The following is a 13365-nucleotide window of genomic DNA, read 5'->3' as shown; positions in this document are numbered from 1 at the left end:
TTTTCATTTGGCGAAAATTTGTGTAGCAATGGCATCACAAGGAATAGAAGGAGGGACGGACGAATAGTCCAGAGTCTATGGAGAAAAATTGGTATGTAGTGCATACTTATTCAGGTTACGAAAACCGAGTGAAGGCAAACCTAGAGAAACGTGTAGAAACAATGGGTATGCAGGATAAGATCTTCCGAGTAATCGTACCTGAGCATGAAGAAATCGATATTAAAGAAGATGGCAAGAAGAAAAAGGTTATGAGAAAGGTTTTCCCAGGTTACGTGCTGGTGGAACTGATCATGACAGATGATTCTTGGTATGTAGTACGCAACACGCCGGGTGTAACAGGGTTTATCGGTTCATCAGGCGGAGGGGCAAAGCCGACACCTCTTCTTCCGGAAGAAGCAGAACGTCTGCTTGCACAGATGGGCATGAACGAGACAGCTATCGGTGAAATTGCTGTGACGGTCGGTGAGGTAGTGGAAGTACTAGAAGGACCGTTTGCCCACTTCCAAGGCAGAGTAGAGGAAATTGATATAGAAAAGGGTAAAATAAAAGTATCGGTTGATATGTTTGGTCGCGAAACAAAGATGGAACTGGATTTTGCCCAAATTCGCAAAATATAGAATCATTTCTACTTGCGTGAATGAAATAAAAGTGTTATCATTTCATAGGTCAGACTGTCAATTTATTCAGTGTGATAGATAAATGTTTAATGTTATCGGATTTAAGCCGACAGACAGATATTGAGTGGGAGGGGCAACCCTATGACCACATCACGGACTTAAGGAGGTGTGTCTCGTGGCTAAAAAAGTTATTAAAGTTGTAAAACTTCAAATTCCTGCTGGTAAAGCTAACCCAGCTCCACCGGTTGGTCCTGCACTAGGTCAAGCAGGTGTAAACATTATGGGATTCTGTAAAGAATTCAATGCACGTACTGCTGATCAAGCTGGTCTAATTATTCCGGTTGAAATTTCAGTATTTGAAGACCGTTCATTCACTTTCATTACAAAAACTCCACCGGCTGCAGTACTATTAAAAGTAGCTGCTGGTATCCAATCTGGATCTGGTGAACCAAACCGTAAGAAAGTTGCAACGGTTAAACGTGATAAAGTTCGCGAAATCGCTGAACAAAAAATGCCAGACCTGAACGCTGCATCTGTAGAAGCTGCAATGGCGATGGTTGAAGGTACTGCACGAAGCATGGGTATTACTATCGAAGACTAATCCCATCTATTCACTTGATGATGTATTTGTTTTTTGGAAGGTTGCTGCACTTAACGGTGCGCAACCTTTATTCGTGGGAGGTTTAACCCGTTACAACCACAATCAAGGAGGAAATTAACAATGGCTAAAAAAGGTAAAAAGTTACAAGAAGCTGCTAAATTAGTGGATCGCTCTAAAGCATATGAAGCAGCAGAAGCAATCGCTCTTGCTCAAAAAACGAGCACAGTAAACTTCGATGCAACTGTAGAAGTAGCTTTCAAATTAGGAATCGATACTCGTAAAAATGACCAACAAATCCGTGGCGCAGTAGTGCTTCCAAACGGTACTGGTAAAACACAACGTGTATTAGTATTCGCTAAAGGCGAAAAATTAAAAGAAGCAGAAGCTGCTGGTGCTGACTATGTAGGCGATGCAGAGTACATCCAAAAAATCCAACAAGGCTGGTTCGACTTCGATGTAATCGTAGCGACTCCTGACATGATGGGCGAAGTTGGTAAACTTGGTCGTGTATTAGGTCCTAAAGGCTTAATGCCAAACCCTAAAACTGGTACAGTTACTTTCGACGTAACAAAAGCAATCGAAGAAATTAAAGCTGGTAAAGTAGAATACCGTGCTGACAAAGCTGGTATCATCCACGCACCTATCGGTAAAGTTTCTTTCGATACAGAAAAATTAGTTGAAAACTTCTTGGCAGTATTCGATGTAGTTCAAAAAGCAAAGCCGGCGGCAGCTAAAGGTACTTACATGAAATCTGTAAACATTACTACTACAATGGGTCCGGCTGTTAAAGTTGATGCTCAATCTGTAGTTGTTAAATAATATAGTTTTTTAATAAAAATAGTTGACAACAATCCGCTTACTTGGTAAGATGGGTGCTGTTGTGAATCATCCATTTGTACCGTAGACAGTAGGAGTGACTTGTCACTTAATGATCCTACCGAGGACATAGGAGTTCGGATTCTTTTAAGATGATGACTTTCTGCCCTTATGTCTACTAGACATAAGGGCTTTTCTTTTGTCGGTATAAATGACTCATTCTAATAGGAGGTGTCATCATGAGCAAAGCAATCGAAACTAAATCAGTTCAGGTTCAAGAAATCGCTGGTAAATTCCAAGCAGCTAGCTCTGTAGTAGTTGTTGACTATCGTGGTTTAACTGTAGCTCAAGTTACAGAATTACGTAAACAACTTCGCGAAGCTGGTGTTGAGTTCAAAGTTTACAAAAACACTTTAACTCGCCGTGCTACTGAAATCGCGGGTGTGGATGGACTGAATGAATTCTTGACTGGTCCAAACGCTGTTGCGTTCTCAAACGAAGACGTAGTAGCTCCAGCAAAAATCATCAACGAATTCGCTAAGAAAAACGAAGCGTTAGAAATCAAAGCTGGTATTATCGAAGGTACAATCGCATCTGTTGAAGACGTTAAAGCTCTTGCAGAACTTCCATCACGCGAAGGTCTATTATCTATGCTTTTATCTGTACTTCAAGCTCCAGTGCGCAACTTCGCACTTGCAACAAAAGCTGTTGCAGAACAAAAAGAAGAGCAAGGCGCTTAATTGCAGCCCCAAAACTTCAAAAATTGGCGTAGCCGCCTAAAAACATAAAACATCCAATAGGAGGAAATTAAAATGAACAATGAGCAAATCTTAGAAGCTATCAAATCTATGACAGTTCTTGAATTAAACGATTTAGTAAAAGCAATCGAAGAAGAATTCGGTGTAACAGCAGCTGCTCCTGTAGCTGTAGTTGCTGGCGGTGCTGCAGCAGCTGAAGAAAAAACTGAATTTGACGTAGTATTAGCATCTGCTGGTGCTGAAAAAATCAAAGTTATCAAAGTGGTACGCGAAATCACTGGTCTTGGCTTAAAAGAAGCTAAAGAAGTAGTAGATAACGCTCCTAAAGCTCTTAAAGAAGGCGTTTCTAAAGAAGAAGCTGAAGAAATCAAAGCTAAACTTGAAGAAGTTGGCGCATCTGTAGAAGTTAAATAATTATCTTCTATAACATTAAGAAAAAGCTCGTCAATGTGACGGGCTTTTCTTTTTAGCGAATAGAAATGATCTTGTACTATTCGTATAAAAAAGTATTAAATTTTAAATGATAGAAATGGCTAGGCATTCACGCCTGTTGCGAAGAAGACGCAGTCTGCAATCTCTTGATGTATAAATAGATGATAGCTCGTTTCGGGCATTTATTGCAGCAAAATGGCGGGAGTGCCCTTTTCTTATCACCGATGATGTATGGGGAGTACTTCCTCCAATTCAGAAAGTAAGGGGCGTGTTGTGCTATGTCTGATCATTATTATTCGAATAAACCTCAAACGGAAAGTAAACCACGCCAATGGAAATTTACTTTGCTTGGACACAATTTTACTTTTGAAACGGATGCTGGAGTGTTCAGTAAAAGCGAAGTAGATTTTGGATCCCGTGTTTTAATTGATGCCTTTACCATGCCGGAAGTAGCGGGTGACGTGTTAGACGTTGGCTGTGGCTATGGGCCGATTGGATTGTCGATTGCTAAGGCGAATCCTGAACGTTTAATCCACATGATGGATATCAATACAAGAGCGATTTTGCTTGCAGAGAAAAACGCAAAGCTAAACGGGGTTCAAAATGTACGAATTTTTGAAAGTGACGGTCTTGCTGCGGCAGGAGAAATCCAGGCAGCAGCCATTTTGACAAACCCGCCTATCCGTGCGGGAAAAGAAACGATTTTTAGATTTTATGATGAGTCTTATGAAAAGCTGGTCGAAAGAGGCGAGCTGTGGGTAGTCATCCAGAAGAAACAGGGGGCTCCCTCAACTGTTAGCCACCTAGAGGGAATGTTTTCGGAGGTGGAAGTAGTCGAGAAGAAAAAAGGCTACTGGATTATAAGAGCAAAAAAATAATCAACCTCATTAGAAAAGATTGACTTGACAAATTGACTATGATAACATAATAAAATGCAAAATTATTATTTTGAAGAAGTGTGCCCTTTTGTATTAAAGTGTAATTTTGTGGGGTAGACTGTTCAAAAATAAGTTTAGTTTAACCGAAAATGAGATCAAATGAGCGTCTCGTTTTCTTTTTGTCTTTCGAAATCATACACCATTTGGTTGATTTTGCAAAGACCTATTATCGCTTTATTGAGGGGTGAATGAGTTGACAGGTCAACTAGTTCAGTACGGACAACACCGCCAGCGTAGAAGCTTTGCGCGTATTAATGAGGTGCTGGAGCTTCCGAACTTAATCGAAATCCAAACAGCATCTTATGAGTGGTTCCTTGAAGAAGGATTGCGCGAGATGTTCCACGACATTTCTCCAATCGAAGATTTTACAGGTAATCTTTCACTTGAGTTCGTTGACTATACATTGGGTGATCCGAAGTATGATGTCGATGAGTGTAAAGAACGTGATGTAACGTATGCTGCGCCATTACGCGTAAAAGTACGTTTACACAACAAAGAAACAGATGAAGTAAAAGAGCAAGACGTCTTCATGGGTGATTTCCCATTAATGACGGAAACAGGCACATTTATTATAAATGGTGCTGAGCGTGTTATCGTTTCTCAGTTAGTTCGTTCTCCAAGTGTTTACTTCCATGATAAAACTGACAAGAACGGTAAAAAAGGCTTTGGCGCTACTGTCATTCCAAACCGTGGTGCATGGCTAGAATATGAAACAGATGCAAAGGATGTTGTCTACGTTCGTATCGATCGTACACGTAAACTTCCTGTAACAGTATTGTTGCGTGCGTTAGGTTTCGGTTCCGATCAGGAAATCATCGATATTATCGGTGATAATGAATACTTGCGTAATACGCTTGAAAAGGATAATACAGAAAGCACTGAAAAAGCGCTTCTTGAAATCTATGAGCGTCTACGTCCAGGTGAGCCGCCAACAGTTGAGAGTGCGAAAAGCTTGCTTTACTCTCGTTTCTTCGACGCAAAACGCTATGATTTAGCAAACGTTGGCCGTTATAAAATGAATAAAAAACTGCATATTAAAAATCGCTTGTTCAACCAAACGATTGCAGAAACATTGGCGGATCCAGAGACTGGTGAAGTTTTAGTTGAAAAAGGCGCGTTAATCGACCGCCGTACATTGGATAAATTGATTCCTTATTTAGAAAAGGGTATTGGCTTCCGCACTCTGTCACAGGTGGGCGGCGTACTAGAGGATGACATCACAGTCCAATCAATTAAAATCTATGCACCTAACGATGAGTCCCAAAAAGAAATTAACGTTATTTCAAATGCTTATATTGATGAAGAAGTGAAGAATATTACACCAGCTGACGTATTAGCTTCTGTGTCTTACTTCTTTAACCTATTATATGGCGTGGGTAACACAGATGATATCGACCATTTAGGCAACCGTCGTCTACGTTCGGTTGGGGAGCTTCTGCAAAACCAATTCCGAATCGGTTTATCCCGTATGGAGCGTGTTGTACGTGAGCGTATGTCTATCAATGACACAGCTGCTATCGTACCACAGCAATTAATCAATATCCGTCCTGTTATTGCTTCTATCAAGGAGTTCTTCGGTTCTTCTCAATTGTCGCAATTCATGGACCAAACAAACCCACTTGCAGAATTAACACATAAACGCCGTCTATCTGCGTTAGGGCCTGGTGGTTTAACACGTGAACGTGCTGGTATGGAAGTACGTGACGTTCACTACTCTCACTATGGTCGTATGTGTCCGATTGAAACGCCGGAGGGACCAAACATTGGTCTTATTAACTCCCTTTCATCATTCGCAAAAGTAAATAAATTTGGTTTCATTGAAACACCGTACCGCCGTGTTGATCCTGAAACAGGCCGTGTAACGGATCAAATTGACTACTTAACTGCTGATGAAGAAGATAACTATGTAGTAGCGCAAGCGAACTCAGTTTTAAATCCTGACGGCACATTTGCAAATGAAGAAGTTGTAGGTCGCTTCCGTGGTGATAACACTGTATTCAAACGCGATGTGATCGATTACATGGACGTATCTCCTAAACAGGTAGTATCTGCTGCCACAGCTTGTATTCCATTCTTGGAAAACGATGACTCCAACCGTGCATTAATGGGAGCGAACATGCAACGTCAAGCGGTTCCATTGTTAAACCCTGAAGCACCATTCGTTGGTACAGGTATGGAACATGTTGACGCCCGTGACTCAGGAGCTGCGGTTGTTGCGAAATATGATGGAATTGTTGAGCATGTAGAAGCTCGTTCAATCCACGTACGTCGTATCGAAGTAGTAGACGGTAAAGAAGTTAAAGGCGATTTAACAAAATATAAATTACAAAAGTTCATCCGCTCCAACCAAGGTACTTCTTATAACCAACGACCAATCGTAAAAGTTGGCGACCGTGTCAAACCTCGTGATATTTTAGCTGATGGTCCATCAATGGAACGTGGCGAACTAGCACTTGGCCGTAATGTACTTGTTGCATTCATGACATGGGACGGCTTCAACTACGAGGATGCTGTTATTATGAGCGAACGCCTTGTAAAAGACGATGTATATACTTCTGTTCATATTGAAGAATACGAGTCAGAGTCCCGTGATACAAAATTAGGGCCTGAAGAAATTACACGTGATATTCCAAACGTAGGGGAAGATGCACTTCGCAATCTAGACGAACGCGGCATCATCCGTATTGGGGCGGAAGTCCGTGATGGTGACATTCTAGTAGGTAAAGTAACACCTAAAGGAGTTACAGAGCTTACAGCTGAAGAACGATTATTACATGCAATCTTCGGTGAGAAAGCACGTGAAGTACGCGATACTTCATTAAAAGTGCCTCATGGAGCTGGCGGTATCGTGCTTGATGTTAAAGTATTTAATCGTGAAGACGGCGATGAGTTACCACCGGGTGTTAACCAATTGGTACGTGTCTATATTGTTCAAAAACGTAAAATCCGCGTTGGGGACAAAATGGCCGGACGCCATGGTAACAAAGGGGTTATCTCCCGTATCTTACCGGAAGAAGATATGCCATTCATGCCAGACGGCACACCAGTAGATATCATGCTTAACCCACTTGGGGTACCATCACGTATGAACATCGGACAAGTGTTAGAGCTTCACTTAGGGATGGCTTCACGCTACCTAGGCATCCACATGGCTACTCCTGTATTTGATGGTGCGAATGAGGAAGACGTGTGGGATACGATGGAAGAAGCCGGTATGAACCGTGACGGTAAGACAATCCTGTATGATGGACGTTCAGGTGAACCATTTGATAACCGTGTATCTGTAGGGATCATGTACATGATCAAACTTGCCCACATGGTAGATGATAAGCTTCACGCACGTTCAACTGGTCCTTATTCATTAGTAACGCAGCAACCTCTTGGTGGTAAAGCACAATTCGGTGGTCAGCGTTTTGGTGAGATGGAGGTTTGGGCACTTGAAGCATATGGTGCAGCTTATACGTTACAAGAAATCTTAACGGTAAAATCCGATGACGTTGTCGGCCGTGTGAAAACATACGAAGCAATCGTTAAGGGTGAAAGTGTACCAGAACCGGGTGTACCAGAATCATTCAAAGTATTAATCAAAGAGCTTCAGTCTTTAGGTATGGATGTTAAAATGTTAACAATCAACGATGAAGAAGTAGAGCTTCGCGATTTAGATGATGAAGATGATCTTCAACCTGCCGATGCATTAAATATTGCGCCTATGACAGATGAAGAACCAGCTGAGTCATTCGAATAAGTAGTATTTCTACGGGCAGGTATTGCCTGCCCGTTTCTTATAATTTTTATTTTTCATGCAAAAAGTTTAATCGGTTTCGGTTTAAACTTTTTTTGGTGGATAAGTATGCAAATCTTCTTATCTACACAGCAAGAGCATCATTACAAGGTGCAGTATCTTGCAACCGTTAAATTGTCGAGCTACGGAAAAGAGTCATTAGAGGACTTATACTAAAGGGAGGTAGGCTCCTTGATAGACGTTAATGAATTTGAATATATGAAAATTGGTTTAGCTTCTCCGGACAAAATTCGTTCTTGGTCTTATGGTGAGGTTAAGAAGCCTGAAACAATCAACTACCGTACATTAAAACCAGAAAAAGATGGTCTTTTCTGTGAACGTATCTTTGGACCGACGAAAGACTGGGAATGTCACTGTGGTAAATACAAACGCGTACGCTATAAAGGTGTAGTTTGTGACCGCTGTGGTGTTGAAGTTACACGTGCGAAAGTTCGCCGTGAGCGTATGGGACATATTGAGCTGGCTGCTCCTGTGTCACATATCTGGTACTTCAAAGGAATTCCAAGCCGTATGGGACTTATTTTAGATATGTCTCCACGTGCACTGGAGGAAGTAATTTACTTCGCATCTTATGTAGTAATCGATCCAGCAGGTACAAACTTAGAGCATAAGCAACTTCTTTCAGAGAAGGAATACCGTGCATACCGTGAAAAATTCGGCAGCTCGTTTGAAGCGGCGATGGGTGCAGAAGCAATTAAAAAGCTTTTAGAACAAATCGACCTAGAAGTAGAAACAACTACATTAAAAGAAGAGTTAAAAACAGCTCAAGGGCAGCGCCGCACACGTGCGATCAAACGCCTTGAAGTAGTAGAATCATTCCGTAACTCAGGCAATAAGCCTTCATGGATGATTTTGGATGTACTGCCGGTTATACCACCGGAGCTTCGTCCAATGGTGCAATTAGATGGTGGTCGTTTTGCAACTTCCGACTTGAATGATTTGTACCGTCGTGTAATTAACCGTAACAACCGTTTAAAACGTTTACTAGACCTTGGTGCACCAAGCATCATTGTTCAAAACGAAAAACGTATGTTACAAGAAGCAGTTGATGCCCTGATCGATAATGGTCGCCGCGGCCGTCCGGTAACAGGTCCTGGTAACCGACCATTAAAATCTCTTTCACACATGCTAAAAGGGAAACAAGGTCGTTTCCGTCAAAACTTACTTGGTAAACGTGTTGACTACTCTGGTCGTTCGGTTATCGTAGTAGGTCCAAACTTAAAGATGTACCAATGTGGTCTGCCAAAAGAAATGGCCATTGAGCTGTTCAAGCCTTTCGTTATGAAAGAGTTGGTAGAACGTGGTCTAGCACATAATATTAAATCAGCGAAGCGTAAAATCGAACGCATGCATAATGAAGTATGGGACGTTCTTGAAGATGTCATTCGTGAGCACCCAGTGTTACTTAACCGTGCACCAACACTTCACCGTCTTGGTATTCAAGCATTCGAGCCTACATTAGTAGAAGGCCGTGCAATTCGTCTTCACCCATTAGTATGTACAGCCTACAACGCTGACTTTGATGGTGACCAAATGGCGGTTCACGTACCTTTATCAGCAGAAGCCCAAGCAGAAGCACGCTTACTAATGCTGGCTGCACAAAACATCTTGAACCCAAAAGATGGTAAGCCGGTAGTAACTCCATCTCAAGATATGGTATTAGGTAACTATTACTTAACACTTGAGCGTGAAGGAGCGCGTGGTGAAGGCTCTATCTTCTACGGATCCGATGAGGTGTTAATCGCATACCAAACTGGCCATGTTCATTTACACACTCGTATTGCGATCCAAGCAGCTTCCCTAAACAACCCAACGTTTACGGAAGAACAAAATAAAATGTTCTTGTTAACAACTGTCGGTAAGGTAATCTTCAATGAAATTTTACCTGAATCATTCCCATACATTAATGAACCTACAGATACGAATCTGGAAAGTAAAACACCAGAGAAATACTTTGCGAAGCTAACAATTGACGAGGAAACACTTGCTGAGCTGGAAGCCAAAGAAGAGTATAAAGCTCTATCAGAAGGTGAAAAGATTGAGGCACAGCGTCAGGCTGTTTTACAGAAGCATTTTGCTTCTATTCCTGCTGTACCGCCATTCCGCAAGAAATTCTTAGGAAATGTTATCGCACAAGTATTCAAGGAGTTCAAAATTACTGAGACTTCTAAAATGCTTGACCGTATGAAAGATCTTGGTTTCAAATATTCAACTCGTGCAGGGATTACAGTAGGGGTATCTGATATCGTAGTATTACCTGAAAAAGGGGAAATACTTGAAGAGGCTCAGACTAAAGTAGATAAAGTCATGAAGCAATTCCGTCGTGGTTTAATCACTGAGGAAGAGCGTTATGATCGTGTAATCGAGATCTGGTCAAAAGCGAAGGATACAATCCAAGGCAAGCTGATGGACTCATTACAAAAAACAAACCCAATCTTCATGATGTCTGACTCTGGTGCCCGTGGTAACGCATCGAACTTTACACAGCTTGCTGGTATGCGTGGTCTGATGGCCAACCCGGCAGGTCGTATCATTGAGTTACCAATCAAATCTTCATTCCGTGAAGGTTTAACAGTATTAGAGTACTTCATCTCGACTCACGGTGCGCGTAAAGGTCTTGCCGATACAGCGTTAAAAACGGCTGACTCAGGTTACCTGACTCGTCGTCTAGTAGACGTAGCACAAGACGTAATTGTTCGTGAGGATGATTGTGGTACTGATCGTGGTTTAACAATCGGTGCGCTAATGGAAGGCAATGAGATTATCGAAATGCTTGATGAGCGTATCATCGGTCGTTATACGAAGAAAACAATTCTTCATCCAGAAACAGGTGCAGTTATTTTAGAGCGTGACGGCCTAATCACTCAAGACGTAGCAAAAGCTATTGATGAAGCTGGCATTGATCAAGTAACAATCCGCTCTGCGTTCACATGTAATACAAAACATGGTGTATGTAAAAAATGTTACGGTATGAACTTGGCAACTGGTGACGAAGTTGAGGTTGGGGAAGCGGTTGGTATTATCGCAGCTCAATCCATCGGGGAACCAGGTACACAGTTAACAATGCGTACATTCCATACAGGCGGGGTAGCCGGAAACGATATTACACAAGGTCTTCCACGTATCCAAGAGATCTTTGAGGCGCGTAATCCGAAAGGGCAAGCGGTTATCTCTGAGATTTCAGGTAAAGTAGTGGAAATTGAAGAAATTCGTGAAGGCTTAAAAGAGATTACAATCCAAGGTGACGTAGAAACGCGTAAGTATCAAGCACCTTACAATGCTCGTCTAAAAGTTCAATTAGATGACATGATTAGACCAGGTCAGATCCTTACTGAAGGTTCTATCGATCCGAAGCAATTACTGAAAGTAAAAGACGTAGCAACAGTTCAAGAGTATCTGTTGAAAGAAGTACAAAAAGTATACCGTATGCAAGGGGTAGAAATCGGTGATAAGCATATCGAAGTTATGGTTCGCCAAATGCTTCGTAAAGTACGTGTAATTGAAGCGGGAGATACAGAGTTACTTCCTGGTTCGTTACTAGACATTCACCAGTTCCTTGAAGCGAATACTGAGGCTGTATTGAGCGGGAAAAACCCAGCTACTTGCCGCCCTGTGATTCTAGGTATTACAAAAGCTTCTCTTGAAACAGAATCATTCTTATCTGCTGCATCATTCCAAGAAACAACTCGTGTGTTAACGGATGCTGCAATCAAAGGTAAGCGTGATGAACTTCTAGGTCTGAAAGAAAACGTAATTATCGGTAAGCTTGTTCCTGCAGGTACTGGTATGCAGCGTTACCGCCAAATTCGTATTGCAGAAGATGAGCCTGCAACAGAAGCAGAATTGACATCGTTTGAATAAAGCATATGGATAGAGAACAGTTAGTCTGCTCTCTATCCGCTGCTATGAATAAAATACCTGAAGGTTTCTTTTTAGAAGTCTTCTGGCGGAAGTAAGGCCCGCCGCAAAAATACATCACCTCGATCCAGGGGTCGGGGTGTGTTTTTTGAAGATATTAGTTGACAGTTGGAATTAGGAATGATAATATATTCAAGGTTGATAGTTAACTGTCTGTGCTTTTGGAGGATATGAAAATGTCTTATGAAAAGATTCAGCAGGCCAGTCAAACAATCATAGGTACAAAGCAGGCAGTGAAAGCAATGCGTGCTGGACAAGTACTCGAAGTTTTTGTCGCACTTGATGCAGACAGTTGGGTAACCGATCCGGCCATTCTTCTCGCGAAAGAAATCGGGATACCAGTTCATCTCGTCGAGTCTAAGAAAGAACTTGGAAAAGCTTGCGGCATTCATGTTGGAGCTGCAGTTGTTGCGATTACTGCGATGTAGTTTTTGTGTAGATGTACACAAAGACTTTGTTTTTACCCAAAAAATGAACCACCTGGATGTGTGGTATTAAAAGGACTCAATGAAGGGAGGAAAAATCGATGCCTACAATTAACCAATTGGTACGTAAGCCTCGTAAATCTAAAATCACGAAATCAAACTCACCAGCGTTAAACAAAGGTTATAACTCATTTAAAAAATCTTTAACTGATGTTAAATCTCCACAAAAACGTGGTGTTTGTACTCGTGTAGGTACTATGACGCCTAAAAAACCTAACTCAGCGTTACGTAAATACGCTCGTGTACGTTTAACTAACCAAATCGAGGTTACAGCGTATATCCCAGGTGAAGGCCACAACTTACAAGAACACAGTGTTGTTCTTATCCGTGGCGGTCGTGTAAAAGACTTACCGGGTGTTCGTTACCATATCGTACGTGGTGCTCTTGATACTGCTGGTGTAAACGGCCGTATGCAATCACGTTCTCTATACGGAACAAAACGCCCTAAAGAAAAGAAATAATTAAAAAGAAAAACTCTAAATAGATATTTATCTGAAAGGAGGAAAACACATGCCTCGTAAAGGTCCTGTTTCCAAACGTGACGTGTTACCAGATCCACTTTACAATTCAAAACTAGTAACTCGTTTAATCAATAAAATGATGATTGATGGTAAAAGAGGTACTTCTCAAAAGATTTTATACGGTGCGTTCGAACTTGTAAAAGAACGTTCTGGTCAAGATCCACTAGAAGTATTTGAAGCTGCATTAAACAATGTAATGCCAGTTCTTGAAGTACGCGCTCGCCGTGTTGGTGGTTCTAACTACCAAGTACCGGTTGAAGTTCGTCCAGAACGCCGTACTACTTTAGGTCTTCGTTACCTAGTTAACTATGCTCGTCTTCGTGGCGAAAAAACGATGGAAGAGCGTTTAGCTAACGAAATCCTAGATGCATCTAACAATACAGGTGCTTCAGTTAAGAAACGTGAAGACATGCACAAAATGGCAGAAGCGAACAAAGCATTCGCTCACTACCGCTGGTAATTTCATTCGTGCTCTAG

The 13365-nt window shown here is 41.7% G+C and carries 11 protein-coding genes and 1 other annotated feature; all 11 genes read left to right on the top strand.

Translation table 11 applies throughout. The features are described from left to right. The first annotated feature begins 77 nt into the window (after window positions 1-77). Window positions 78-617, top strand: a complete 540-nt coding sequence (nusG, locus tag BOD01S_RS17990; protein WP_036151999.1) for a transcription termination/antitermination protein NusG — start codon at window positions 78-80, stop codon at window positions 615-617. 175 nt (window positions 618-792) lie between these two features. Beyond that, window positions 793-1218, top strand: coding sequence for a 50S ribosomal protein L11 (gene rplK, locus BOD01S_RS17985; protein WP_036151997.1), 426 nt, complete (start codon window positions 793-795; stop codon window positions 1216-1218). A 120-nt stretch (window positions 1219-1338) separates the two neighbouring features. Then, entirely contained in the window at window positions 1339-2037 is a 699-nt protein-coding gene (gene rplA, locus BOD01S_RS17980; RefSeq protein WP_036151995.1) for a 50S ribosomal protein L1, read from the top strand. A gap of 61 nt (window positions 2038-2098) precedes the next feature. Then, window positions 2099-2241 (top strand) — a sequence feature (ribosomal protein L10 leader region). A 32-nt stretch (window positions 2242-2273) separates the two neighbouring features. Continuing rightward, the gene (gene rplJ / locus BOD01S_RS17975; RefSeq protein ID WP_036151992.1) at window positions 2274-2774 is read left to right on the top strand and encodes a 50S ribosomal protein L10; all 501 of its coding nucleotides are present in this window, start codon (window positions 2274-2276) and stop codon (window positions 2772-2774) included. Window positions 2775-2846: 72 nt separating this feature from the next. Further along, on the top strand, window positions 2847-3206 hold the full coding sequence (gene rplL, locus BOD01S_RS17970) for a 50S ribosomal protein L7/L12 (RefSeq protein ID WP_036151990.1): 360 nt from the start codon (window positions 2847-2849) through the stop codon (window positions 3204-3206). A gap of 296 nt (window positions 3207-3502) precedes the next feature. Continuing rightward, entirely contained in the window at window positions 3503-4102 is a 600-nt protein-coding gene (locus BOD01S_RS17965) for a class I SAM-dependent methyltransferase (RefSeq protein ID WP_036151988.1), read from the top strand. A gap of 244 nt (window positions 4103-4346) precedes the next feature. After that, window positions 4347-7907 carry a DNA-directed RNA polymerase subunit beta gene (rpoB, locus tag BOD01S_RS17960; protein ID WP_174523102.1) on the top strand — a complete coding sequence of 1187 codons (3561 nt, stop codon included), beginning with the start codon at window positions 4347-4349 and terminating at the stop codon, window positions 7905-7907. Window positions 7908-8135: 228 nt separating this feature from the next. Further along, window positions 8136-11825 (top strand): DNA-directed RNA polymerase subunit beta', encoded by a 3690-nt coding sequence (gene rpoC / locus BOD01S_RS17955; protein ID WP_036151983.1) that lies wholly within the window; start codon window positions 8136-8138, stop codon window positions 11823-11825. 233 nt (window positions 11826-12058) lie between these two features. Further along, a complete protein-coding gene (locus BOD01S_RS17950; RefSeq protein WP_036151982.1) occupies window positions 12059-12310 on the top strand; it encodes a ribosomal L7Ae/L30e/S12e/Gadd45 family protein in 252 nt (83 codons plus the stop codon). 98 nt (window positions 12311-12408) lie between these two features. Beyond that, window positions 12409-12828 (top strand): 30S ribosomal protein S12, encoded by a 420-nt coding sequence (rpsL, locus tag BOD01S_RS17945; RefSeq protein ID WP_004233609.1) that lies wholly within the window; start codon window positions 12409-12411, stop codon window positions 12826-12828. Window positions 12829-12877: 49 nt separating this feature from the next. Then, window positions 12878-13348: a 30S ribosomal protein S7 gene (gene rpsG / locus BOD01S_RS17940; RefSeq protein WP_036151980.1), complete on the top strand. Its 471-nt coding sequence runs from the start codon at window positions 12878-12880 to the stop codon at window positions 13346-13348. Window positions 13349-13365: the final 17 nt, after the last annotated feature.

This window comes from Lysinibacillus odysseyi 34hs-1 = NBRC 100172 (assembly GCF_001591965.1).
GTDB lineage: Bacteria > Bacillota > Bacilli > Bacillales_A > Planococcaceae > Lysinibacillus_B > Lysinibacillus_B odysseyi.
The sequence above is the reverse complement of the archived record's forward strand: the minus strand, read 5'-3'. Positions and strand labels throughout refer to the sequence as shown.